The sequence below is a fragment of the Muriicola marianensis genome (assembly GCF_014638095.1).
In the GTDB taxonomy this organism is placed as follows: domain Bacteria; phylum Bacteroidota; class Bacteroidia; order Flavobacteriales; family Flavobacteriaceae; genus Muriicola; species Muriicola marianensis.
In genome coordinates this window covers 546,108-570,947 of sequence record NZ_BMFH01000002.1, presented here as the reverse complement: position 1 = coordinate 570,947, position 24,840 = coordinate 546,108, and the positions used below count along the sequence as shown (strand labels likewise).

17 protein-coding genes are annotated in these 24,840 nt (G+C 49.6%); 14 read left to right on the top strand and 3 right to left on the bottom strand.

Annotated features, from left to right (window positions below; genetic code table 11):
• Nucleotides 1–5 precede the first annotated feature (5 nt).
• From IEV19_RS13490 to IEV19_RS13475, 4 genes are all read left to right on the top strand, one after another.
• Nucleotides 6–548: an RNA polymerase sigma factor gene (locus IEV19_RS13490; protein ID WP_188371255.1), complete on the top strand. Its 543-nt coding sequence runs from the start codon at nucleotides 6–8 to the stop codon at nucleotides 546–548.
• A 33-nt stretch (nucleotides 549–581) separates the two neighbouring features.
• The gene (locus IEV19_RS13485) at nucleotides 582–1,106 is read left to right on the top strand and encodes a hypothetical protein (RefSeq protein WP_188371254.1); all 525 of its coding nucleotides are present in this window, start codon (nucleotides 582–584) and stop codon (nucleotides 1,104–1,106) included.
• Nucleotides 1,090–1,530, top strand: coding sequence for a hypothetical protein (locus tag IEV19_RS13480; protein ID WP_188371253.1), 441 nt, complete (start codon nucleotides 1,090–1,092; stop codon nucleotides 1,528–1,530). Before IEV19_RS13485 ends, IEV19_RS13480 begins: the two co-directional genes overlap by 17 nt.
• Nucleotides 1,531–1,636: 106 nt before the next feature.
• Nucleotides 1,637–1,984, top strand: coding sequence for a DUF6515 family protein (locus IEV19_RS13475; RefSeq protein WP_188371252.1), 348 nt, complete (start codon nucleotides 1,637–1,639; stop codon nucleotides 1,982–1,984).
• A 71-nt stretch (nucleotides 1,985–2,055) separates the two neighbouring features.
• Here the strand turns inward: IEV19_RS13475 and IEV19_RS13470 are convergent, their stop codons facing one another.
• The gene (locus IEV19_RS13470; RefSeq protein WP_188371251.1) at nucleotides 2,056–3,084 is read right to left on the bottom strand and encodes a WD40/YVTN/BNR-like repeat-containing protein; all 1,029 of its coding nucleotides are present in this window, start codon (nucleotides 3,082–3,084) and stop codon (nucleotides 2,056–2,058) included.
• Between the two features lie 70 nt (nucleotides 3,085–3,154).
• Here IEV19_RS13470 and IEV19_RS13465 point away from each other — a divergent pair, with 70 nt between their 5' ends.
• The 7 genes from IEV19_RS13465 to IEV19_RS13435 all read left to right on the top strand — a co-directional run bounded on the left by IEV19_RS13465 (nucleotide 3,155) and on the right by IEV19_RS13435 (nucleotide 16,154).
• On the top strand, nucleotides 3,155–4,366 hold the full coding sequence (locus IEV19_RS13465) for an RsmB/NOP family class I SAM-dependent RNA methyltransferase (RefSeq protein ID WP_188371250.1): 1,212 nt from the start codon (nucleotides 3,155–3,157) through the stop codon (nucleotides 4,364–4,366).
• A gap of 128 nt (nucleotides 4,367–4,494) precedes the next feature.
• Nucleotides 4,495–8,160 carry a phosphoribosylformylglycinamidine synthase gene (purL, locus tag IEV19_RS13460; RefSeq protein WP_188371249.1) on the top strand — a complete coding sequence of 1,222 codons (3,666 nt, stop codon included), beginning with the start codon at nucleotides 4,495–4,497 and terminating at the stop codon, nucleotides 8,158–8,160.
• A 157-nt stretch (nucleotides 8,161–8,317) separates the two neighbouring features.
• Nucleotides 8,318–10,090: an AMP-dependent synthetase/ligase gene (locus IEV19_RS13455; protein ID WP_188371248.1), complete on the top strand. Its 1,773-nt coding sequence runs from the start codon at nucleotides 8,318–8,320 to the stop codon at nucleotides 10,088–10,090.
• 160 nt (nucleotides 10,091–10,250) lie between these two features.
• On the top strand, nucleotides 10,251–10,703 hold the full coding sequence (locus IEV19_RS13450) for a MarR family winged helix-turn-helix transcriptional regulator (RefSeq protein WP_188371247.1): 453 nt from the start codon (nucleotides 10,251–10,253) through the stop codon (nucleotides 10,701–10,703).
• A 12-nt stretch (nucleotides 10,704–10,715) separates the two neighbouring features.
• Nucleotides 10,716–13,121 carry a 3-hydroxyacyl-CoA dehydrogenase/enoyl-CoA hydratase family protein gene (locus IEV19_RS13445; RefSeq protein WP_188371246.1) on the top strand — a complete coding sequence of 802 codons (2,406 nt, stop codon included), beginning with the start codon at nucleotides 10,716–10,718 and terminating at the stop codon, nucleotides 13,119–13,121.
• A gap of 3 nt (nucleotides 13,122–13,124) precedes the next feature.
• Entirely contained in the window at nucleotides 13,125–14,315 is a 1,191-nt protein-coding gene (locus tag IEV19_RS13440) for an acetyl-CoA C-acyltransferase (protein ID WP_188371245.1), read from the top strand.
• A 24-nt stretch (nucleotides 14,316–14,339) separates the two neighbouring features.
• Nucleotides 14,340–16,154 (top strand): acyl-CoA dehydrogenase FadE, encoded by a 1,815-nt coding sequence (locus tag IEV19_RS13435; RefSeq protein WP_188371244.1) that lies wholly within the window; start codon nucleotides 14,340–14,342, stop codon nucleotides 16,152–16,154.
• Between the two features lie 67 nt (nucleotides 16,155–16,221).
• Here the strand turns inward: IEV19_RS13435 and IEV19_RS13430 are convergent, their stop codons facing one another.
• A complete protein-coding gene (locus tag IEV19_RS13430) occupies nucleotides 16,222–18,243 on the bottom strand; it encodes a dipeptidyl-peptidase 3 family protein (protein WP_188371243.1) in 2,022 nt (673 codons plus the stop codon).
• Nucleotides 18,244–18,399: 156 nt separating this feature from the next.
• Between IEV19_RS13430 and IEV19_RS13425 the strand changes: the two genes are divergently transcribed.
• Nucleotides 18,400–19,836 carry a pyridoxal phosphate-dependent decarboxylase family protein gene (locus tag IEV19_RS13425; protein ID WP_188371242.1) on the top strand — a complete coding sequence of 479 codons (1,437 nt, stop codon included), beginning with the start codon at nucleotides 18,400–18,402 and terminating at the stop codon, nucleotides 19,834–19,836.
• Here IEV19_RS13425 and IEV19_RS13420 read toward each other — a convergent pair.
• Nucleotides 19,826–21,625 (bottom strand): glycoside hydrolase family 15 protein, encoded by a 1,800-nt coding sequence (locus tag IEV19_RS13420; RefSeq protein ID WP_188371241.1) that lies wholly within the window; start codon nucleotides 21,623–21,625, stop codon nucleotides 19,826–19,828. The two genes, IEV19_RS13425 and IEV19_RS13420, sit on opposite strands and share 11 nt — an antisense overlap.
• Before the next feature lie 101 nt (nucleotides 21,626–21,726).
• On the opposite strand from IEV19_RS13420, the gene IEV19_RS13415 reads away from it, so the two are divergent.
• On the top strand, nucleotides 21,727–23,946 hold the full coding sequence (locus IEV19_RS13415; RefSeq protein ID WP_188371240.1) for a bifunctional alpha,alpha-trehalose-phosphate synthase (UDP-forming)/trehalose-phosphatase: 2,220 nt from the start codon (nucleotides 21,727–21,729) through the stop codon (nucleotides 23,944–23,946).
• Nucleotides 23,900–24,808: a TolB-like translocation protein gene (locus IEV19_RS13410; protein WP_188371239.1), complete on the top strand. Its 909-nt coding sequence runs from the start codon at nucleotides 23,900–23,902 to the stop codon at nucleotides 24,806–24,808. Before IEV19_RS13415 ends, IEV19_RS13410 begins: the two co-directional genes overlap by 47 nt.
• The last annotated feature ends 32 nt before the right edge of the window (nucleotides 24,809–24,840 follow it).

Here is a 24,840-nt window from a genome sequence, read left to right as displayed (position 1 = left end):
TAACTTTGATTGCTGAAGAAACCTTAGTTCGAGAACTCAAACAAAAGGAGACCCAGGCCAAGGCCTTTGAGGTGCTTATCAACACCTATAAAGAACGCCTTTACTGGCATATCCGGAGGATAGTCCTCGACCATGACGATGCCGATGACGTATTGCAAAACACCTTTATCAAGGTTTTTCGGAACATCGACAAATTCAAGGGGGATAGCAAACTGTACTCCTGGATGTACCGCATCGGCACCAATGAGGCCCTGAGTTTCCTCAAGAGCAAATCGAGGAAACTGGGGGTGAGCAGCGATGAACTCATAGAGAGAAAGGCAGATAACCTTCAGGCCGATGTGTATTTCGAAGGGGATGCCATACAATTGAAGTTGCAGCAGGCCATCGCACGCCTGCCCGAGAAACAGAAGCTGGTCTTTAATATGAAGTACTATGAAGAGATGAAATACGAGGAGATCGCAGAGATCCTCGACACATCGGTGGGCGGTTTAAAAGCCTCCTACCACCTGGCCACAAAAAAAATTGAGGCCTTTCTAAAATCAGATTAAACCCTTGACAGTGAGCACTGTCATACCTAAGACATGAAAGAGATACCAAAAAAGAACGGTTTTACAACTCCCCCGGGATACTTCGAGGGCCTGTCTGAGCGTGTCCTGAACAAATTGGAGGAAAAGGACACTTCTGCACTGCCTTCGAAAGAGGGTTTTAAGATCCCTGAAGGTTATTTTGACGGGTTGGAAGAGAAGATCCAGGACAAAACACTGCAACGGGAAACGAAGGTTTTTACTCTGAAACCTTTCAGACCTTTCCTATATGCAGCGGCCGCTATTGCTGTCCTTGTTGTGCTGATCATTGGGTTGGAAAAGAACAACACGAGTACTCCCACCTTTGACGACCTTGCCCAGGCGGAGATCACCCAGTATATCGAGTCGCGAGACCTGGAGCTCAGCAGCTACGAATTGGCCGAAGTACTTCCGGTTTCCGAGCTGGAAATCGGTGATTTCATGGAATCCTCCGTAGACCAGGATGAGATCCTGGATTACCTCGAAGATTCCATAGATGATTTGGACGAATTAAATATCGAAACACATGAAGAGTATCAGTAAGTTATTAATCCTGGCCCTGCTCCTGTCCTGCACCCTGAGTTTTGCACAGACCGGGTCGGGTATGGACAAGATAAAATCCCTGAAGATCGCCTTTATAACAGAAAGGTTGAGCCTGACCAGCGATGAGGCAGCCGTATTCTGGCCAGTGTACAATGAACACGAAGCTGCAATGGAGGAGCTCAGGTTACGGGAACGGGATGAGATACGCAACAGACTGCAGGATTTCCGGAACATGTCTGATCAGCAGATCCAGCAGCTGATGGACCAGTACCTGGCATTGCAGGAAGAGCGGAACAGGAAGAACACGGCATTTTTGAAACGGATGACGAACCTGATCTCGGCCAGGAAAACATTTTTACTGATCAAGGCGGAGGACGATTTCAAGAGAAGGCTGCTCCAGCAGATCCGTCAACGGAGGCAATAGACAGAAATCGATAAATAGCATTGAAAAAGGGGCGATTGGCCCCTTTTTCTATTAAACCCCCGGCTTTTTCTGCAGTCTTAGAGATATAACCCATAAAAAAACTGTTATGAAAAAGCTTAGAATTCTATTGATCGTAGTCGCCCTGTTCGGGGCCATGAGTGCCGTGAATGCACAACGAGTGGTGAAGGTGTACCCCAAGCACGGCACGGTGGTGACCACCATCCACAAGCCTAAACTCGTCATTCACAAAGGAATACGCTATCACCTTGCAGACGGGGTGTGGTATAAGACAAGGGGCAGGAAATATGTCGTTTGTGCAGCCCCCAGGGGGATCGTGATCAACACACTCCCTAGAGGTCACAAGGTGGTCTTAGTAAAAGGGAGAAAGTACTTTGCCTTCAGAGGCGTGCATTACCAGAGAATTGGCAGGACCTATAAGGTTGTTTATATATAATTAGATTTGGGTTGACTTTTTAAAAGGAGTCGTTTGTTAGTTGGAAAAGGGTAGACCATGTCTGCCCTTTTTTATTGGAATTCAAGTTTGGAGATCCGGAATTTTCCGGCTGCATATGCGGTAGAATCGTTTACAAACCGAAGTGTATAAAAGGGTTCTGCCGAGAGGGATGACCACTGTTTCCCCCTGTCAGAAGAATAGTATATGCCGGAGTATGAAACCGCGACAAGTCCCTGCCCCCCTGTATCTGGTATGAACTGAACACAACTAGTATACCCGGGAAGTCCTCCCTCCGCCAAGAGCTCCCAGGTCCGGCCCCCGTCCTCAGTCAAGGCTTTGTTCCCTGCCATTCCTTCAGGATTTGTATAATCTCCTCCCATGGCAATCCCTACTTCATCTGAATAAAAATCAAGGGTATAGATCCCCAGGGTCGGTTCATCACTGCGAACAGGTGTCTCAAATACTTCCCAGCTCCTGCCCTTGTCCGGTGTAAACCAGACCCGACCTTCCGTAGTACCTATCCAGGCCCTGTCTCCCACAATCGCAATATTGGTGTTGCTGGCCGCAAAAGCCCCTTCGCCCGGAATCGTTTCCGGCAGGTCAGCACAATCCATTTTGTTCCAGGTAGATCCTCCGTCCCTGGTGATGAGCAGGGATAAGCATCCACCCATCTCATCCCCTGCTGCCAGTCCTTCCTTTTCATTCCAGAAAGCCATGGCGTCGTAGAAAACCCCTTCCTCATCTTCTTTATATACCAGTTCCATCAGACCCTGGTTCCCTGTTTTAAAGAGAAGGGCTGGCCTTCCTGCTGAGAGCATAAAAAAATCTGACGGGGTATGTGCCACCGCCCGGAATTCAGGGTAAATAGTATCGTAGCGTTGTTGTTTGATCCTGATCTGTCCGGATTGCAGATCCAGGGCACCAAAAACCCCGCCGGTGCCTGCAAAAGCCACACTGCCTTGCATCACTTCCAGGGCCCGAATACTGACGGAATCCGTAAAAAGGTCCGTGACCTTTACTGTGCTGAATGTTTTTACCTGTTTTTTTTCGGAACAGCTGAGAAGCAGGATGGACAGGAACAGGAATATGAAAATTCGCATGGGTGATAATTTCATCAAAAATACAGGGAATCCTCTCCAAAACGATACCTTTGCGGTCTAAAATTTTCTAATGCGCCTTCACAGAAACCTTGTCTTTGCCGTGGTAGACGGACTTGATTTGATCTTCAATGAAGGGGTCTATGCCTCCAAGGCCGTGGAACAGATCCTGAAGAGAGATAAGCGGTGGGGATCCAGAGACAGAGGATTCATTGCCGAGACCCTTTATGACATCGTGCGCTGGAAACGGTTATACGCCGAGATTGCAGAGGTCAGAGAACCCTTTGACCGCTCCAATTTCTTCCGACTTTTTGCGGTGTGGGCCGTACTGAGGGGTATACCCCTGCCCAACTGGAAGCAACTGGAAGATACGCCTGCCCGCCGGATCAAGGGAAGGTTCGACGAGCTTTCAAAGATCAGGAAATACCGGGAGTCTATCCCCGACTGGATGGACGAACTCGGGCTGGAATCTTTTAAAGAAGCTTTCTGGGAAAAGGAGATCCACGCCCTGAACCAGCCGGCGCCTGTAGTTTTAAGGACCAACACCCTCAAGACAAGCCTGCCCTTCCTACGAAAGCACCTCCTCGATGAAGGAATCGCGACGGATCCCATACAGGGATATCCACATGCCCTGGTCCTCAAGGAACGAACCAACGTCTTTACTACCCAGGCCTTCAAAGACGGACTCTTTGAAGTACAGGATGCCTCCTCCCAACTGGTAGCACCCATGCTGGAAGTAGAGCCCGGAATGCGGGTGATCGATGCCTGTGCAGGCGCCGGGGGCAAGTCGCTTCACCTCGCCGCTCTGATGGAAAATAAGGGACAGTTGATAGGACTCGACATCTATCCCCAAAAATTACATGAACTAAAGAGACGCGCTCGCCGCAACGGGGTACACAATCTGGAGACCCGCCTGATCGAATCGACAAAAACGATCAAAAAACTACATGGGAAAGCCGATCGGGTTTTGATCGATGTCCCTTGTACAGGGCTGGGCGTGTTGAGGCGGAACCCGGATACCAAGTGGAAACTCCAACCCTCTGATCTGGACGGGATCACGGAAACCCAAAAACAGCTTTTGACAGACTACAGCAAAATGGTAAAACCCGGAGGCAAAATGGTCTACGCTACCTGTTCCATCCTGCCCCGCGAAAATTCAGAACAAATTGAGGAATTCCTGAAAAGCCCGGAAGGAAACTCCTTTGAGCTGGAGAAGGAGCGTCATGTATTTGCCCATTCTTCGGGATACGATGGTTTTTATATGGCATCACTCCGTAGTAAATAAGGCAAGTACCCCTCGGCTTTCTGAAGTAATGAACAACACCCCTTGAAAACTGACCCGGAGTGCAGGGCGAAAAGAAGCAGATTTAGTGTAAATTTGTGGCTTCATTACAAGCTCTTTAAACCTTCTACATGATCTATTTTTTCGGGGACCCCGCACACAAGGTATACGCACTGGAAGCCCAAAGGGAATTGAGTGGCACGGATACGGAGAAACTGATATGGCTTTTTGGCAATCAACCCCTATTGAAAACGGCGTCTCTCGACGCTTTTTTTGTTGGGCCCAGAGCTGCCATGATCACTCCCTGGAGTACCAACGCCACGGAGATCACCCAGAACATGGGAATTGAAGGGATCAGCAGGATCGAGGAATTCCACGCTGTAAAAAAAGATTTCAGGGATTATGACCCTATGCTCTCCCAGAAATATGACAGACTGACCCAGGATGTATTTAAGATCTTTGTGGAGATTGAAACGATTAAACCTGTAGAGGATATCGCAGCTTACAATACTGCTGAGGGTCTTGCCCTGAGCGAGGAGGAGATAGCATACCTGGAAAATCTTTCTAACAAACTGGGCAGGCCGCTCACGGACTCCGAAGTCTTTGGATTCAGCCAGGTAAATTCGGAACACTGCCGTCACAAGATCTTTAACGGGACCTTTGTGATAGATGGTGAGGAGAAACCCTCATCCCTGTTCAAACTCATAAAAAAGACCTCCCAGGAGCACCCCAACAGCATCGTTTCGGCATACAAGGACAACGTAGCCTTTATAAAAGGACCGGAAGTAGTGCAATTTGCACCTGCTTCACCGGACAAACCCGATTTTTACAAGGAAACCCATTTTGAATCCGTTCTTTCCCTCAAGGCAGAGACTCATAATTTTCCGACCACGGTGGAGCCCTTTAATGGGGCGGCCACAGGTTCGGGGGGAGAGATCAGGGACCGGCTCGCCGGAGGGAAGGGTTCATTGCCCCTGGCGGGTACTGCAGTCTACATGACGGCTTATTCGCGTCTGGAAAAGGGTCATCCCTGGGAAGAGAGCATGCAACCACGACCCTGGCTTTACCAGACCCCAATGGACATCCTTATCAAAGCATCTAACGGAGCCTCAGATTTCGGGAACAAGTTCGGTCAGCCCCTTATCGCCGGTTCCGTGCTCACCTTTGAGCACGAAGAGCACGGGAGAGTACTTGGCTATGATAAAGTGATTATGCTGGCAGGCGGGATCGGATATGGAAAAGCTTCCCAGGCCCTGAAGGAAACACCTAAAAAAGGAGACAGGATTGTGATCCTTGGCGGGGACAACTACAGGATAGGCATGGGCGGAGCAGCAGTATCGAGTGCAGACACGGGAGAATTTAGCTCGGCCATCGAACTGAACGCCGTTCAGCGCTCCAACCCCGAGATGCAGAAAAGGGCCGCTAATGCCATCAGGGGACTGGTGGAGAACGATACCAATCCCGTAGTTTCTATCCATGACCACGGCGCAGGCGGACATCTGAATTGTCTCTCCGAATTGGTGGAGGAAACCGGGGGACTGATCGACATGGATAAATTGCCCATAGGGGATCCCACCCTCTCAGCCAAGGAGATCATCGGGAATGAATCACAAGAGCGCATGGGCCTTGTCATAGGAGAAGAGGACTGTAGTTTCCTGGAAAGGATCGCCCAGCGGGAAAGAGCCCCCATGTATGAGGTAGGAGTCGCCACCGGAGATCAGAGATTCACTTTTACATCGGAAAAGAGGAATGAAAAGCCGATGGACCTCGAGCTGACAGATATGTTCGGCAGTTCTCCTAAAACCATAATGACAGATGAGACCGTAGACCGCACATACGCTGACCCAACCTATGACATAAGGGAATTTAAAAAGTATCTGAGTGGAGTGCTTCAGCTGGAAGCCGTAGCCTGCAAGGACTGGCTCACTAACAAGGTCGACCGGTGTGTGGGTGGAAGGGTTGCCGTACAGCAATGTGCGGGTCCGCTTCAACTCCCGCTTAACAACGTGGGTGTGATGGCACTCGACTTTAAAGGGGTACAGGGAGTTGCGACCTCTATCGGGCATTCCCCTATTTCCGGGCTTATAGATCCTGAGGCCGGTAGCCGCAACAGCATAGCGGAAGCCCTGACCAATATGGTTTGGGCCCCCCTCGAAAAAGGCCTTGACTCCGTATCCCTTTCCGCCAACTGGATGTGGCCCTGCCGCAATCCGGGAGAAGATGCCAGGCTCTATGAAGCTGTTGAAGCGGTCTCTGAATTTGCTATCGCCCTGGGGATCAATGTGCCTACAGGAAAGGATTCCCTCTCCATGAAGCAGAAATACGAGGATAAGGAAGTGCTGTCCCCCGGAACCGTGATCATCTCGGCAGCAGCCCACTGCAGTGATATCCGCAAGGTGGTGGAACCGGTTCTGAAGAATAAAGGGGGTGATCTCTATTACCTCAACCTGTCGCAGGATGAATTTTCTCTGGGAGGATCTTCCTTCGCCCAGACCCTGAACAAAGTTGGCCAAAAGGCTCCTTCGGTGAAGGATGCAGCCTATTTCCGCAAGGCCTTTAACACCCTGCAAAGTCTGATTAAAGATGGGGATATCCTCGCAGGGCATGACGTGGCCTCAGGCGGACTCATCACCACCCTGCTCGAGATGTGCTTTGCAGACAACCAGATCGGAGCAGAACTCGACCTAAGCTCCCTGGGAGAAGATGATACTATTAAACTCCTGTTTGCAGAAAATGCAGGACTGGTATTCCAGGCCCGAAGCAAGAAGGTTGCAGAGGTCCTGGAGCAGGAGGGAATCGTATACCACCACATTGGAAACGTGATTCCATCGCCGGAACTGAAGATCAGTAATGGTAAGCACGACCTGCAGCTCGATGTATACGAACAGCGTCAGTTATGGTATAGGACTTCCTACTTGCTCGACTCTAAACAGACAGCCGGTGACCTTGCGAAACAGCGTTATGAGAATTACAAGAACCAGCCACTGATCTATCGTTTCCCGGAACGGTTTGGAGGCACCCTCCCCGTACATCAGGGGACGAGACCCAAGGCCGCGATCCTCAGGGAAAAAGGGAGTAATTCTGAACGGGAGATGGCCCATGCCATGTACCTGGCCGGATTCGAGGTGAAGGACGTACATATGACCGACCTGATCGCAGGAAGAGAAACCCTGGAAGACATCCAGTTTATCGGAGCCGTGGGTGGATTCTCAAATTCAGATGTCCTGGGCAGTGCCAAAGGCTGGGCCGGGGCGTTCCGCTATAACGAAAAGGCCAGACAGGCCCTGGAACGATTCTTTTCCAGACCGGATACGCTGTCTGTTGGCATTTGCAACGGCTGTCAGTTGTTCATGGAGCTGGAACTGATCAACCCGGATCACGATATACACGGCAAGATGACCTATAACGACTCCCACAAACACGAGAGCAGCTTTACATCAGTGCGTATCGAAAAGAACAACTCGGTAATGCTTTCCTCCCTTGCCGGTACGACACTAGGGGTTTGGATCTCCCATGGTGAAGGGAAGTTTTCCCTTCCCTACCCCGCAGACAGATATGGTATTGTGGCGACCTACGGATACAAACAATACCCTGCAAACCCAAATGGCAGCGATCACAACGCCGCTATGCTGTGTGATCCTTCCGGCAGGCACCTGGTGACCATGCCTCATATCGAAAGGTCTATCTTCCCCTGGAACTGGGCCCATTATCCGGACAGGCAGGACGAAGTTTCTCCCTGGATTGAAGCTTTTGTCAATGCCAGAGACTGGCTATTGCAACAGCATTCAGAAAAGTGATCTCTGTCAAATCCTTTAGAAGTTATCTGAATTGAGGGAGGAATAGGGACCAACGGACCAATTAAGAATATCTGAAAAATTGGGGCCTAAATTTATCAATCCCGTTTTATAATCCCGCTCCCTTTTATTACTTTGCAAAGACCATTATAGTCTTCCTATGCAAAGTATTACCCGCCTATTCGACATTCCCTACTACCAACTTGAAAATTTTCCATCTGAAAATTGTTTTGTGACCAAACACAAAGGAGAATGGAAAGCTACCAGTACACAAAATTATATCCGACAGGCCAACACGGTTAGCAGGGCATTGATCGAGATGGGAGTGAAAGCCGATGACAAGATCGCCATCATCTCCATGACCAACAGGACGGAATGGAACATCATAGATATTGCCGTATTACAGCTCGGTGCCCAGAATGTTCCTGTTTATCCAACCATTTCGGAAGAAGATTACGCCTATATCCTGAATCATTCTGAATCTGTCTATTGTTTTGTTTCCTGTACCGAGGTTCTCGACAAGGTGAACAGCATAAAGGATCAGGTTCCCTCCCTGAAGGAAGTGTATTCCTTTGATGAGATCCCCGGCTGCAAACACTGGACAGAGCTGCTTTCCCTTGGTGAGGATACCGCATCACAGGAAGATCTGGAGATGCGCAAGAGCAAGGTAAAGCCCGAAGATCTCGCCACACTGATCTATACCTCGGGAACCACGGGCAGGCCGAAGGGCGTAATGCTAACACATGATAACATTGTTTCAAATCTGCTCGCCAGTAAATCCCGGGTTCCGTTTGAACAAGGAGGGGTCGCCCTGAGTTTTTTACCGGTGTGCCATATTTTTGAGCGGATGATCCTCTACCTCTATCAGTATTGCGGGATCAACGTTTATTTTGCAGAAAACCTGGAAAAGATCAGCGATAACCTGAAAGAGGTAAAACCCAATGTTATGACCGTTGTACCCCGGTTGCTGGAAAAGGTATACGACAAGATAATTGCTAAGGGTGCGGACCTTACAGGTATCAAGAAGAAGCTTTTCTTCTGGGCTGTCGAATTGGGTCTGAAATATCAGCCCTATGGGGCCAATGGCTGGTGGTACGAACGAAGGCTTGGTGTAGCCAGGAAGTTGATATTCAGCAAATGGAAGGAAGGTTTGGGAGGGAACCTCGAGACCATGGTCTCAGGGAGTGCTGCCCTGCAGCCCCGACTGGCACGAATCTTCGGAGCGGTGGGGATCCCTGTAATGGAAGGTTATGGCCTCACCGAGACCTCTCCGGTAATCTCTGTGAACGATGTGAGAAACAGGGGATGGAAAATCGGCACCGTCGGACGCATCATAGAAGGGGTGGAAGTGAAAATAGCCCAGGACGGGGAGATCCTTTGCAAGGGCCCCAATGTGATGATGGGTTATTACAAAGATCCCGAAAGGACGGCAGAAGTGTTAAACAACGGATACTTCCATACCGGCGACATAGGAGAGATAGATGATGACGGATTTTTGAGGATCACAGACCGCAAGAAAGAGATGTTCAAGACTTCCGGAGGGAAATATGTGGCACCACAACTCCTTGAGAACAGGCTGAAACAAAGCCGGTTCATCGAGCAGGTCATGGTAGTGGGTGAAGGAGAAAAGATGCCAGCCGCCCTAATCCAGCCCAATTTTGAATTCCTTGGGGAATGGGCCAGAAGGCACAGTAAAAATTTATCAAATCCTGAAGAATTCGTCAGGGACCCTGAAGTACAGGAACGCATCCAGAAAGAAGTAGATGATGCCAATGAACAATTCGCCAAATGGGAAACGGTGAAATCCTTCAGGCTTACCGCAGAACCCTGGACTGTAGAGGGCGGGCACCTTACTCCTACTATGAAACTCAGACGAAAGATCATCAAGGAAAAGTATATCGACCTCTACAACGATATCTACGGGCACGTGTAGGTTTGCACGCCTTGTATCTCCTACATTATCAATCTGGTTTAGCTAACCTTTACCGCCCTTATTTTCGATATCCTGAAAAACGGACAGCTCACTCTTTATTTTCATAAATTTATTATGCATGCATAATAAATTTTTATATCTTTGTTGGAGATCATGACCTATGCAAGAGATAACAATTGATTACGCCCTGAGGGCAACATGGCAGTCTGTGGCCAGGATGTACAATGAAGAGGCTAAGAAATTCGGGTCGACCATGGCAGTGGGTTTCGCCTTATTGAGTATCGACCCAAAAAAAGGGACCCCCTCCACCTCCCTGGGCCCCAAAATGGGGATGGAGGCCACGAGCTTATCACGGATCCTGAAAAGCATGGAGGAAAAAGGCCTTATCGAGAGAAGGCCTAATCCCGATGACGGAAGAGGAGTGCTGGTTTATCTCACTCCCTTCGGTCTAGAGAAAAGGAAAGATTCTAAGGACGTAGTACTCAGGTTTAATGAGGTGGTCCGGGAGCAATTATCTGATCAGCAACTCAACGCTTTTTTTGAGGTGATGGAAACCATCAACCAGGTGATCTCCGAAAAAAAGATCTATAAAAATGAATCAACGACGAACTAACTCAACGAATTGATGAACAAGCATATTAAAAAAGTAGCCGTCATCGGATCGGGGATTATGGGTAGCGGAATTGCCTGCCACTTTGCCAATATTGGTGTGGAAGTGCTGTTGCTCGACATCGTCCCCCGTGAACTGAACGAAAAGGAAAAAGCCAAAGGGCTAACCCTGAAAGACAAAGTCGTGCGCAACCGACTGGTCAACGACAGTCTCGCCTCCGCACTGAAGTCGAAGCCCTCCCCTATCTACCATAAGGATTTTGCCAACAGGATCACCACCGGCAACCTGGAGGACGACATTTCTAAAGTAGGGCAGGTCGACTGGATCATAGAAGTGGTCGTAGAACGGCTCGATATCAAGAAGCAAGTTTTCGAAAACCTCGAAAAACACCGCAAACCGGGAACTCTGATCACCTCCAATACCTCAGGGATCCCGATTCACTTTATGAGCGAGGGGAGATCAGAAGACTTCCAGCAGCACTTTTGTGGTACGCACTTCTTCAACCCGGCGCGATACCTCAAGCTTTTTGAGATCATCCCGGGGCCCAAGACCAAACCCGAGGTCCTGGAATTCCTCAACGGGTACGGAGAACAATTCCTGGGTAAAACTTCCGTAGTGGCAAAAGATACTCCGGCCTTCATAGGTAACCGGATAGGTATCTTCAGCATCATGAGCCTGTTCCATGCGGTAAAAGAACTCGATCTCACCGTAGAAGAAGTGGACAAACTCACAGGTCCGGTCATCGGGCGGCCAAAATCTGCCACTTTCCGTACCGTGGATGTGGTGGGACTCGATACCCTGGTACATGTAGCCAACGGAATCCATGAGAACTGTCCAAAAGATGAAAGGCACGAACTCTTCAAGCTGCCTGAATTCATCAATACCATGGCGGAAAACAAATGGTATGGCAGCAAATCAGGACAGGGATTCTATAAAAAAGTGAACAATCCCAAGGGAGGCAGCGAGATCCTTACCCTGGATCTCAATACCATGGAATACCGTTCCAAAAAGAGCGCCAAATTCGCGACCCTCGAACTGACCAAGACCGTTGATAAGGTCATAGACAGGTTTAAGATCCTGGTAGGAGGCAAAGACAAGGCAGGGGAGTTTTACAGGAAGAGTTTTGGGGTGCTATTCGCCTATGTAACGCACAGGATCCCGGAGATCTCTGATGAGCTCTACAAGATAGACGATGCCATGAAAGCCGGTTTTGGCTGGGAGCATGGCCCCTTCCAGATCTGGGATGCCATCGGGCTCGACAAAGGTCTGGAACTCATCTCTGCCGAAGGACAAAAGGCAGCCGCATGGGTAGACGAAATGAAGTCGGCCGGCATCAATTCCTTCTATTCCGTAAAAGATGGGGCTACCTATTATTACGATGTACAGAAGAAGGAGATGGTAAAAGTACCCGGGCAGGACGCCTTTATCATCCTAGACAATATCCGCAAGACCAAGGAAGTATTCAGGAATAGTGGGGTAGTCATCGAAGACCTGGGAGACGGTATCCTCAATGTGGAATTCCAATCTAAGATGAACACCATAGGCGGAGATGTCCTGGCGGGCCTCAACAAAGGGATCGACCTGGCGGAAAAGGATTTCCAGGGTCTTGTGGTCGGGAATCAGGCCGCGAATTTCTCCGTGGGTGCCAATATCGGGATGATCTTTATGATGGCCGTTGAACAGGAATACGACGAGCTCAACATGGCGGTAAAAATGTTCCAGGATACCATGATGAGGATGCGGTATTCGGCTATTCCCACTGTAGCAGCACCCCATGGTATGTGCCTGGGCGGGGGTTGTGAACTTTCCCTTCATGCTGACAAAGTAGTGGCAGCTGCCGAGACCTATATCGGACTGGTTGAATTTGGTGTGGGTGTGATCCCCGGCGGGGGCGGATCCAAGGAGATGGCGCTCAGGGCATCAGACACGTTCAGAAAGAATGATGTGGAACTGAACGTCCTCCAGGAGTACTTCCTGACCATCGGGATGGCCAAGGTTTCTACATCGGCCTATGAGGCTTACGATCTGGGCATCCTCCAGAAGGGAAAAGATGTCGTCGTGGTCAATAAGGACCGTCAGATCGCAACTGCCAAAGCATACGCCAAACTCATGGCAGAAGCAGGCTATACCCAGCCTATACGTCGTACGGATGTGAAGGTGCTCGGGAAACAGGCTTTGGGAATGTTCCTAGTGGGAACAGATTCCATGGAGGCCGGCCACTATATCTCCGAACACGATAAGAAGATCGCCGACAAGCTGGCCTATGTGATGGCTGGAGGCGACCTGTCCGAAACGAGTTATGTGAGTGAGCAGTATCTGCTCGACCTGGAACGGGAGGCCTTCCTGTCACTCTGTACGGAACGAAAGACTCTGGAGCGCATACAGCACATGTTAAAAACCGGCAAACCCCTAAGAAACTAAAAGATGAAGACAGCATATATTGTAAAAGCATACAGAACCGCCGTGGGCAAGGCACCAAGAGGCCTTTTCCGTTTCAAGCGGCCAGATGAATTGGCAGCCGAGACCATAGAATTCCTGATGAAAGAAGTCCCGGGCCTCGACAAGAAGAGGATCGATGACGTAATCGTGGGCAATGCGATGCCCGAGGCTGAACAGGGACTGAATATGGCCCGACTGATATCTCTGATGGGACTAAAGATCGAGGATGTACCCGGTGTTACAGTGAACAGATATTGTGCCTCAGGATTGGAGACGATCGGTATCGCGACGGCCAAGATCCAATCCGGAATGGCTGATTGTATCATAGCCGGAGGGGCAGAGAGCATGTCCTACATCCCAATGGGTGGCTACAAGCCTACACCAGACTATGCGGTGGCCAAAGAAGGGAATGAAGATTATTACTGGGGGATGGGCCTCACGGCAGAAGCCGTAGCCAAACAATTCAAGGTGTCTAGAGAAGACCAGGATGAGTTCGCCTATAATTCCCATATGAAGGCCTTGAAAGCCCAGAAAGAAGGCAAGTTTACCGATCAGATCGTACCCATTGAAGTGGAGCATACGTTTGTGAATGCCCAGGGGAAAAAGGAGAGCACTACCTATACGGTAAAGGATGACGAAGGTCCACGGGCAGATACCTCCCTGGAGGTCCTGGCGAAACTCAAGCCCGTTTTTGCTGCGGGAGGAAGCGTGACAGCCGGGAATTCTTCACAAATGAGTGACGGAGCCGCTTTTGTTCTTGTGATGAGCGAAGATATGGTGAAAGAACTCAAGCTCGAGCCCATAGCCCGACTGGTGAATTACGCCGCTGCCGGGGTAGAGCCCAGGATCATGGGGATTGGTCCGGTAAAGGCCGTGCCCAAAGCCCTGAAACAGGCCGGAATGAAACAGTCAGACCTGGAACTCATCGAACTCAATGAGGCCTTTGCTTCCCAGTCACTCGCCGTGATCAGGGAACTGGATCTCAATCCTGAGATCGTCAACGTCAATGGAGGAGCCATCGCTTTGGGGCACCCGCTGGGATGCACAGGCGCCAAACTTTCCGTCCAGCTATTTGACGAGATGCGGAAACGGAAGATGAAAGGCAAACACGGCCTGGTCACCATGTGTGTGGGCACCGGGCAGGGAGCAGCCGGAATCTTTGAATTTTTAAATTAGAACACCTTCAAATAATATACGACCATGAGTACTGAAACCGTAAAAAAAGATATCCTCAGGGGAGGACAGTTCCTCGTCAAAGAGACCCCGTGTGAAGATGTATTCACGCTGGAAGACCTCAATGAGGAACAAAAAATGATGCGCGAAAGCACCATAGAGTTTGTAGACCGCGAACTCTGGGCCCACTGGGAACGCTTTGAGCACAAAGACTACGAATACACCAAGGAGTGCATGCAAAAGGCCGGCGAGCTCGGATTCCTCAGCATCGCAGTTCCTGAGGAGTACGGCGGCATGGGGATGGGCTTCGTCTCTACCATGCTCGTCTGTGATTATATTTCCGGAGCGACCGGTTCCTTCAGCACCGCTTTTGGAGCACACACCGGGATAGGTACCCTTCCTATCACCCTTTACGGGACTGAGGAGCAAAAAAAGAAATACGTACCTAAACTGGCAACCGGAGAATGGTTCGGCGCCTACTGCCTCACCGAACCGGGAGCCGGCTCAGACGCCAATTCCGGAAAGACTAAAGCAGTTCTGTCCAAAGACAAGAAATACTACAGCATTACAGGACAGAAGATGTGGATCTCCAATGCCGGGTTCTGCGACCTCTTTATCGTCTTTGCGAGGATAGAGGACGATAAATACATTACCGGGTTTATCGTAGAGAATGATCCGGAGAACGGCATTTCCCTGGGAGAAGAGGAAAAGAAACTTGGAATCCATTCATCCTCTACCCGACAGGTATTCTTCAACGAGACCAAGGTGCCGGTAGAGAACATGCTTTCAGAACGCGGCAATGGCTTCAAGATCGCGATGAACGCCCTTAACGTAGGTCGGATCAAATTGGCAGCTGCCTGCCTTGAGGCACAGAGACGCGTGACCAATGAGGCGGTGAAATACGCCAATGAACGTATTCAGTTCAAGACCCCTATCGCGAACTTCGGCGCTATCAAGGCCAAGATCGCACAGATGGCCATCAATGCCTATGCAGGGGAATCAGCCTGTTACCGGGCAGCAAAGAATATCGAGGACAGGATCGCCATCCGGGTAGCGGAAGGAAATACTCATCAGGAAGCGGAACTCAAAGGGGTGGAAGAATACGCTATTGAGTGTTCTATCCTGAAGGTAGCCGTTTCCGAAGATGTTCAAAATACTACGGATGAAGGCATACAGATCTTTGGGGGGATGGGCTTTAGTGCCGACGCACCCATGGAAAAGGCATGGCGTGATGCCCGTATTTCCCGTATCTACGAAGGTACCAACGAGATCAACCGCATGCTCGCGGTGGGAATGCTCGTGAAAAAAGCCATGAAGGGACACGTAGACCTGCTCGGTCCGGCCACAGCCGTAGGGGAAGAACTCATGGGTATCCCTTCCTTCGAAACACCTGATTTTTCAGAGTTATTCGCAGAGGAGAAAGATCTGATCGCCCGGCTCAAAAAGGTTTTCCTGATGGTAGCCGGAAGTGCCGTACAGAAGTTCGGACCCGATCTGGAATCCCATCAGCAATTGTTGCTCGCTGCAGCAGATATTCTGATTGAGATCTACATGGCAGAATCTACCGTGTTGCGGACTGAGAAAAATGCGAAGCGTGATGGTGAAGCTGCCCAGGAAATACAAATTGCCATGGCAAAACTCTATCTCTATGAGGCTGTTGACCTGGTGATCAAGAAAGGCAAGGAAGCCATCGTTTCCTTTGCCGAGGGAGACGAACAGCGTATGATGCTGATGGGACTGAAACGGTTCACCAAATACACCAACCAACCCAATGTTGTAGCCCTCAGGAACAAGATCGCAGAAAAGGTAGCGGAGGAAAACCGCTACACCTTCGACGGATAGTTATTTATGCTATACAAAAAGAAAACCGCCCCCTGAGGGCGGTTTTTGTTTTAATGGGTTCCAGGTCCTATTTCAGGAAGCTGTAATTCTTACCGTAAGCGTGCATCTGACTCTCAAAGGTCTCAGGCCATTCCAGTCTGAAATCAACGATCCCCCCTTCTGAATCCTGCACAGGAACAATATAGGGGTTTACGAAACCGCTGTAGGGCGGCGTTATGAAGGCTGAGTTTCTCTCCAGGACCTCAGCATGCAGTTCCTGGTCTACTTTTACCCCATAACCTTCTACCAGGTCCTGGGCTGCTTTGAAATCCCCTTCCGATTTAATCCGCTGCGTCTCCCTGAGCAATTGCCCGAAAAGCTCCCTTAGCTTTGCATAATCATTGATGTGGTAATAAGTCTTTCCATCTCTTTCCACCTTTTCGATGACCTTATCTGCCTGTCCCCTTTCGAAAACCCAGGCAGAGACCCATTGGCGGTTGACCATATGGTCTTCCTCAATGTCATCTCCCAGTTCGATTCGTATCAACTGGGTGACAAGTCCGTTTCGGATATAGCGGTCATAGGCCGTCTTGCCCAACTCTTCCCAGTTGTCCGTAAGGCCCAGCTCCTGTAATTTAGGATCCATGAGGTAGTACAGGCCTACCAGGTCTGCTCTCCCCTCTTCCATGGTAGAAGCGTAATTTTTTAATGTCTCCTTAGGCTGGCCAACTCCGGCATTTATCTGACCTGAGGCATGGCCAACGACCTCGTGCAAGGCAGTCAGGAGTTTTGATGCTGCTGTGCCGTATTTTTTCTCTCTCGCGATCTCCTCCTCATCAAATGCAAATTCCTGCAATCGTCCGGATTCACCTGCATTGTTATAAGCATCAATGATGTTCCCCAGAGAAACCGATTTACTTCCATGCTCCTGCCTGATCCAGTTGTTGTTGGGCAGGTTTACACCTATGGGCGTACTGGGGGAGGCATCCCCGGACTCACCTGCAACATTCACCGTTTTATAGGAGATCCCGACTACATTCTTCTTTTTGTGTTCATCCATAAGGGGCGACTCGTCCTCGAACCACTGAGCGTTATCCGAAAGGACTGCCATTTGTTTAGACATCTCAAAATCCTTGATCTGTACGATCGTTTCATAAGATCCCTTGTATCCCAGGGGATCGTTGTACACTTCCACAAATCCGGTGATCCAATCGATATCCCCTTCCCGTGAATTGACCCAGGAGATCGCGTATTCATCCCAGGTAGCCAGACTGCCTGTTTTGTAGTACTCGATCAATAATTCCAGGGTTTTAGCCTGCTTCTCATTCTCTGCCACATCTTTGGCCATCTCCAGCCACTTGATCATCTCGTCGATTGCCGTACCGTACATACCTCCTGACTTGTAGACCTCTTCGGAGATCTTCCCATCGCGGAGGATCAACTTAGAATTCAATCCGGTCTCTACGGGTCGGCCTTCAGGACCCCGATCTGCCTTGGCGTAGAACTCTTCGACCTGGGCAGATGTAATCCCCGGATCATAGAAATTGACCGCAGATTCAGCTACATTATCGATTCCTTTCTTCTTGTTAACCTTCTTGGCATCCTGCTCATTGAAGATAACATCAAAGGGCTCACCGGTTAATTCTGTGTCCGTGGCTTCCAGGAGGGTGGTCAAATATTCAGCAGAAAATCCGGGCTTTAGCTTATCATTGGAGTAATGGTGATGGATCCCGTTAGAGAACCACACTCTTTTCAGATAGGTCTGAAAAGCCTTCCAGTCGTCTGAAGACTTGTCTCCCGTATAGGTAGTATCTATCTTTTCCAGGGCCCTTCTGATCTGCAGGTTATGCCGATAATTCTGGTCCCACATGATGTCCCGACCAGCCAGTCCGGCCTGCGTCAGGGCATAGACGAGTTTTTTTTGGTTGAGTGAGAGGTTGTCAAATCCGGGGACCTGGTACCTGAGAATCTGTATGTCTGCGAATCGGTCTACCAGGTACTCAAAAGAAGTGTTCTCCTTTTCTTTGTTTTTGTTAGCAGGTTCCTTTTCTCCACAGGACCACAGGATCCCGATCGCCAAAAAGGCGAGCATAAATTTTGGTAATCTCATAATGTGAATTCTGTTTGTCGTTGATCCTCAAAAGTAGAAATTTAGCAGTCATTTCCTACCTTTTTTATCGCCAAGGCCAAAATAATATGTTCTTCTTGGAGATGAAATAAGGTCATACCTCTACCTTTACTCCTCCCATCAAAATAAAACAGGTTTATGAACGCCAAACTTTTACAGAAGGTATATGAACCCGACAGTTTCCGCCAGCAAGGCCATCAGCTCATAGACCTCCTGGCTGATCACCTGGAGAGCAGTCTCAACGGAAGAGGCGAGAAGGTCATCAACTATTCCAGCCCGGAAGAGGAAATGGAATTCTGGCGAGGTTTTTTTAATGCGGGGTCGGGATCGGACTTTTTCCAAGAGGTGCTCAGGCACACCACCCATGTGCATCACCCCAGGTATATCGGTCACCAGGTATGTGCCCCGGCACCCCAGGCGGCACTGTGCGGCCTGGTCAGCTCCATCCTCAACAATGGGATGGCGGTATACGAAATGGGAATGGCCCCAACAGCCATGGAACGACTTGTCACAGACCTGCTCGCTCAAAAAATCGGTTTTGGAGAAGGGTCCAGGGGGATCCTTACCTCCGGTGGAACCCTGGCCAATCTAACCGCCCTGCTCTCGGCCAGGAAAGCTGTACTGCAAGAGGATGTCTGGCTGGAAGGTCACGGCAAACGCCTCGCCGTGATGGTCTCAGAGGAAGCCCATTACTGCATCGACCGGGCGGCCAGGATCATGGGGCTGGGAACCGAAGGGATCATCAAGGTACCGGTTAAGGCTGATTTTTCAATAGACACTTCTCTTCTAAAACAAGCTTATGAGGCAGCCAGCAACAAAGGTCTGCACATTTTCGCCCTGGTTGGGAGTGCCCCATCCACGGCTACAGGAGTGTATGACGATCTGGATACCCTGGCTGATTTCTGCAAAGAAAAAGGCCTGTGGTTCCATGTGGACGCTGCACACGGAGGTGCCGCTGTTTTTTCCAAAAAATACAGGAAAACTATGCAGGGCATAGACCGGGCCGACTCTGTGGTCATCGACGGGCATAAAATGATGCTGATGTCGACTATCACCACAGCTCTGCTGTTCAGGGATGGCAGCCATTCGCATACCACCTTTAGCCAGGAGGCCGAATACCTGCTGCAACACTCGGATGAGGAAGACTGGTTTAACCTGGCTAAACGCACCTTTGAATGCACAAAAACGATGATGAGCCTTCAGTGGTATCTCCTGTGGAAAACCTATGGGGAGGAATTATTCGATGCGAACGTCACCACCCTGTATGACCTGGGCGGGACCCTGGCCGGTATGATTGAAGCAGACCCTCATTTAGAACTGGCCACTGCTCCCCATTCCAATATCGTTTGTTTCCGCTTTGTCGAACCGGGGCTTTCTTCCGGGAAACTGGATCAGATCAACAAGGAGATCCGTCAGGAACTGCTGGAGGATGGTGTTTTTTATATCGTTCAGACGAGGATCAAAGGAACACAATACCTGAGATGTACTATTATGAACCCATTCACCACTGAAGAACACCTAAGGGCGTTGCTTGACAGGATATTGAATACAGGCAGAAACAGGATCAGCGCATAGACTCCAGGACGCGTTGTTCCGTTGCCTTCTGGGAGAAATTGATCGCACATTCGATCAGGGCCAGGTGGGAATAGGCCTGAGGGAAATTGCCCAACAGCCGCTTGGTCTTAAAGTCGATGTCCTCACTGAACAGCCCCAGGTGGTTTCCGTATCCGAGCACCTTGTCAAACAAAGCCTGGGCCTTTTCTTCTTCCCCTATCTTAAAAAGGCTGTTTATAAACCAGAAGGTACAGATGGTGAAAGAGGAGGATGGCAATCCGAAATCGTCTTTGTTCTTGTATCGGTAAAGGAGTCCGTCATTGCTGAGTTCCTTTTCTATCGCGTGCACCGTACTGATAAACCTGGGGTCACGGGCCGGGATAAAGCCGTAAGATTCCATCAGCAATACGGAGGCATCGAGGTTGGGCGACCCGTAAGACTGGGTAAACGCCTTTTTTTTCTCATTCCACGCGTTGGTCAGGATATCCTCCCTGATCTCTTGTTCCAAGGCGCTCCATTTTTCCACCTTTCGGTTCTTGCGGAAGATACGCGCCACTTTGATAGCCCTGTCTATGGCCACCCAGCACAGGACTTTGGAGAAAGTGAAATGACGGTCCTCCGTGCGGAATTCCCATATGCCCTTGTCGGGCTCCCGCCAGTGCTTGGAGACGATCCAGGCGATCCCTTTGGTGATACCCCACAATTCTTCCCCGTTTTCCAGGTCCGTACTGAATCTCTTCAGCTGGTCGTACAGCACATCCATCAGGATACCATAAATATCATTCTGCCTCTGATGGTAGGCCGCATTGCCGATCCTTACCGGCTTGGAGCCTTTATACCCCTTTAAGTGGTCCAGGGTCTTTTCTGTGAGTTTCTTCTCCTTGTTGATCCCGTACATGATCTGCAATTTTTCGTCCTTGTCGGGGATCAGGTCAACGATGAATTGCAGGTACCTCCGGGCTACATTGGTATGGCCCAGGTCTGCCATCACTTTGATCACCATGGAGGCATCCCGGATCCAGCAAAAGCGATAGTCCCAATTCCGTACCTCTCCAATAGTCTCGGGAAGGGAAGTTGTGGCAGCTGCCAGTACGGCACCTGTCTTGTTATAGGTGAGCAATTTAAGGGTGATCGCACTGCGGTTGATCTGGGCGTTATACTTCTTGTAATTAGGGGTTTTATTGCTCCAGTTGAGCCAATATACCTTGGTCCTTTCCAGTTCGAGATAGATCTTCCGGGTACTGGGCTGAAAGATCTTTTCGTTGTAGGCCAGCAAAAAGTAACCGTTTTCGGTTACCTCTATCTCCCTCCCTTCCACCACCGCATTCTTGTTGAAAGAGGTATAGAGGAAAACCGTTTCAAATTTATCCCCCTCGGTGAGGCTGACCACGAAATTCTTTTTTACATAGGTATCCGTCTTACCTGAGGCATAAGCCAGTCTGGGATCGTAATGCACACTTAATTTAGGCCTTCCGGAGATATGTTTTACAAATCGGACAACTTCCGGCGGACCGTAGTACTGGGATGGGCCTTTTACGTACCGAGGCATAAAGTCGTGCACCTCAAAGATGTCTTCGCCGTCCTCAAAACGGGTGATCAGGATGGCGGTGTGTTTCTTGTACCGCTGTTTGATCACGTATTCCGGGGCAACATGGAACCCAAAGCTCCCCCCAATCTCATCGTCCAGCAATTTTGCAAAAACCGAGGAAGAATCGAATTCCGGCAGGCAGCACCATTCAATGGATCCCTTCTTCGAGATCAGGGCTGCACTCCGGCAGTTTCCGATAATTCCATAATCTAAGTTGTCCATAAATGAGAATCCTGTAAAAATTCAGTTATCATTGGAATTGCGTCGTAATTTGACGAAATTTAGAGAAATTAATAAGAAAAAAGGGTAAAAACACTTGATTTATGGCCAAAACTATCATTATCTCAAACAGGCTGCCTGTACAATTGCAAATCGATAATGGAAGTATCAGCGCCATCCCCAGTGTGGGTGGACTGGCCACCGGGATGAAGTCGGTTCACTCAGAGGGTGAAAGCCTGTGGATCGGGTGGAGCGGACTTACAGAAGAAGAGATCCCGGAGGATCTTGAAGACGATATCGATGCAGCCCTGGCCGAACACGGGTCTTCCAAAGTAAAGCTGACAGCAGAAGAAGTAGATGGATTTTACTACGGCTTCAGCAACAGGACGATCTGGCCTCTTTTTCATTACTTCCTTGAGTATTCCGAATTCGAGTTGGCCAGCTGGGAGACTTACAAGGCCGTCAATCAAAAATTTGCTGATGCCATCCTGGAAAAGGCGGATAAGGATGATATCATCTGGGTGCACGACTATCAGTTGATGCTTGTCCCACGTATGGTAAGGGAAAAAAGGCCCGAGACTTCCATCGGGTTCTTCCTGCATATCCCCTTTCCTTCCTTTGAGATCTTCAGAACCCTTCCATGGAGGGCAGAAGTTTTGTCGGGCTTGCTGGGTTCAGACCTCATCGGCTTCCACACCTATGATTACGAAAGACATTTTCTGAGTTCCATCAGGAGGATACTCGGTCTTGAGGTCAGTTTTAATGACATCTATCTCGATGACAGGATCGTGAAGGTCGATTCTTTTCCGATGGGGATCGATTACGCAAAGTTCAGCGAGGCCGCCAAAACACACCAGTCCCTGCCCAAAAAAGAACAGTCCGAATTACAGCGCAGGCTCAACAAGCACAAGGAATCGACCCCCGACGCAAAATTCCTGCTTTCCATAGACCGGCTCGACTATTCGAAAGGGATTGCCAAAAGGCTCAATGCCTATGAGTATTTCCTGAACAAATATCCGCAGTACAAGGAAAAAGTACGCCTTATTATCCTGGCAGTGCCCTCCCGCAGCAATGTTCCCCAGTATCAGCTGTTGAAAAAAGAAATAGACGAACTAGTCGGGAGGATCAATGGGGAGCTGGCCACTGTAAGCTGGACGCCGATCTGGTATTTTTATCGCTCCATGCCCTTCGAGAATCTCATCGACCTCTACACTTCCTGCGATATCGCCTGGCTCACCCCCATCAGGGATGGGATGAACCTGGTGGCCAAGGAGTACATCGCCACAAGAACGGATAAGACCGGGGTCCTGATACTCAGTGAGATGGCAGGGTCTGCCAATGAGATGAATGAAGCTCTCCTGATCAACCCCAACAATTTTGAACAGATCGCCGACACCATCCACAGGGCGATACAGATGCCCCCAAAAGAGCAAAAATCAAGGAACGACGTGTTGCAAAAAAGGCTGGAACGTTATAATGTGGAAAAATGGGCCAACGATTTCATGAGATCCCTGACCGATCAAAGGGACAAGGATCCGGCATACGTAACCCGCAGGCTCTCGGTGGATCTCACTAATACTATCATGGCAGATTACCACGCTGCCCGCAAACGATTGCTTTTCCTCGATTACGACGGCACCCTGGCCGGCTTTCACAACGATCCCCAGAAAGCTTCCCCCGATAAGGATCTCTTTAGGCTGCTAGATGCCCTGTCGGCCTTGCCCGATACGCACATCTACCTGATCAGCGGAAGGGATAAGGAGACCTTTGGTCGCTGGTTCCTAAAAAAGAAGTACAACATGATCGTAGAGCACGGCGTATGGCTCTCTGAAAACGGGGATGATTTCACTATGCTTGAAAATGTGAAAAAAGACTGGATGGAAAAGATACATCCAGTTCTCGAATCATTTGTGGACCGGACGCCTGGGAGTTTTATTGAGGAAAAGAACTACTCCCTGGCCTGGCATTACCGAAATACAGACCCTGATTTTGGGCAAAAGCGGGCCTCCGAACTGAATACCGTCCTCAGGAGCCTTATCGCAAATGACGACCTGAGCGTACTCAACGGGAACAAGGTCGTAGAGATAAAAAGCAGCAATGTGAACAAGGGAAGGGCTGCAATGCGTATTTTTACAGGAGATGAGTACGACTTTGTCTTTGCGATAGGTGACGACTGGACGGATGAATTCATGTTCCAGGAACTCCCGGATACAGCCGTCACTGTAAAGGTCGGCCGTCAGAAGACACAGGCGAAATATTATCTAGACAGTATCAAAAATGTCCGTGACCTCCTCTCCCGTTTTACTGAAAAAAAGGTCGGATAGACTCAGCATCCCACTGGCCGTCATCCTTGCTTTTATCCCAGCATTGATTTACTCCCAGACGGAAACAGAAGTTTACCTGATAGACCTGCGATCTACTTCCCGGCAGGTTGCAAAGAACGAGATCAGGAATCTGTCGGATAATGACGGTTATGACAACCAGCCCTCATTCTACAACGATTCTCTTATACTTTTCTCATCCACAAGGAACGGACAAACGGATGTGGTAGCCTATTCCCTTTCTGACAACCGAAAGGTATGGAAAACAGATACCCCGGGAGGGGGAGAATATTCCCCTACCAGGATCCCGGGAAGTGAGGACTTTTCGGCCATCCGACTAGATAGAGATGGGAAGCAGCTCCTTTACAGATACGATTGGAAATCCGGGAAATCCAAACCATTGCTCGACCTGAAGGTGGGATACCACGTCTGGTACAATCCTGAATTGCTGGTCTCAGCCGTCCTTGTGGAGGACCGGATGGACCTGGTGGTTTCTAACCTGAAGGATCATACCAACTACACCTTCCAAAGGAATGTAGGTCGCTCTTTACACCGAATTCCAAATACACAATTGGTGAGTTTTGTCAACCGGGAAGATGGAAAAAGTGAACTTAAATCCGTTGACCCACTATCCGGAGCAACAAAGGTGATCACAGACCTCCCCCCTGGAGTGCAGGACGTGTACTGGCTTGTCGACGGACGAGTTCTTGCGGGTAGCGGAAGCACTATTTGGCAATTCTACCCGGGTATCTCTGACGAATGGACGGTCTTTAGAAATTTACCCGAAGATAAAGTCGATGGGATCACGAGGATGGCGACCCATAACGACTCCGGGGTCCTGCTGTTTGTGGCGGAAAATCCTTAAAAAACAAAGCAAGAACCCTGAGATTTAGTATT

Excerpts from the sequence above, each read along its gene's own strand:
- purL (WP_188371249.1), top strand. The coding sequence starts at position 4,495 with ATGATCTATTTTTTCGGGGACCCCGCACACAAGGTATACGCACTGGAA.
- IEV19_RS13420 (WP_188371241.1), bottom strand. The coding sequence starts at position 21,625 with ATGGACAACTTAGATTATGGAATTATCGGAAACTGCCGGAGTGCAGCC.
- IEV19_RS13465 (WP_188371250.1), top strand. The coding sequence starts at position 3,155 with ATGCGCCTTCACAGAAACCTTGTCTTTGCCGTGGTAGACGGACTTGAT.
- IEV19_RS13435 (WP_188371244.1), top strand. The coding sequence starts at position 14,340 with ATGAGTACTGAAACCGTAAAAAAAGATATCCTCAGGGGAGGACAGTTC.
- IEV19_RS13445 (WP_188371246.1), top strand. The coding sequence starts at position 10,716 with ATGAACAAGCATATTAAAAAAGTAGCCGTCATCGGATCGGGGATTATG.
- IEV19_RS13425 (WP_188371242.1), top strand. The coding sequence starts at position 18,400 with ATGAACGCCAAACTTTTACAGAAGGTATATGAACCCGACAGTTTCCGC.
- IEV19_RS13410 (WP_188371239.1), top strand. The coding sequence starts at position 23,900 with ATGTCCGTGACCTCCTCTCCCGTTTTACTGAAAAAAAGGTCGGATAGA.
- IEV19_RS13470 (WP_188371251.1), bottom strand. The coding sequence starts at position 3,084 with ATGCGAATTTTCATATTCCTGTTCCTGTCCATCCTGCTTCTCAGCTGT.
- IEV19_RS13440 (WP_188371245.1), top strand. The coding sequence starts at position 13,125 with ATGAAGACAGCATATATTGTAAAAGCATACAGAACCGCCGTGGGCAAG.
- IEV19_RS13475 (WP_188371252.1), top strand. The coding sequence starts at position 1,637 with ATGAAAAAGCTTAGAATTCTATTGATCGTAGTCGCCCTGTTCGGGGCC.
- IEV19_RS13415 (WP_188371240.1), top strand. The coding sequence starts at position 21,727 with ATGGCCAAAACTATCATTATCTCAAACAGGCTGCCTGTACAATTGCAA.
- IEV19_RS13430 (WP_188371243.1), bottom strand. The coding sequence starts at position 18,243 with ATGAGATTACCAAAATTTATGCTCGCCTTTTTGGCGATCGGGATCCTG.
- IEV19_RS13480 (WP_188371253.1), top strand. The coding sequence starts at position 1,090 with ATGAAGAGTATCAGTAAGTTATTAATCCTGGCCCTGCTCCTGTCCTGC.
- IEV19_RS13450 (WP_188371247.1), top strand. The coding sequence starts at position 10,251 with ATGCAAGAGATAACAATTGATTACGCCCTGAGGGCAACATGGCAGTCT.
- IEV19_RS13485 (WP_188371254.1), top strand. The coding sequence starts at position 582 with ATGAAAGAGATACCAAAAAAGAACGGTTTTACAACTCCCCCGGGATAC.
- IEV19_RS13455 (WP_188371248.1), top strand. The coding sequence starts at position 8,318 with ATGCAAAGTATTACCCGCCTATTCGACATTCCCTACTACCAACTTGAA.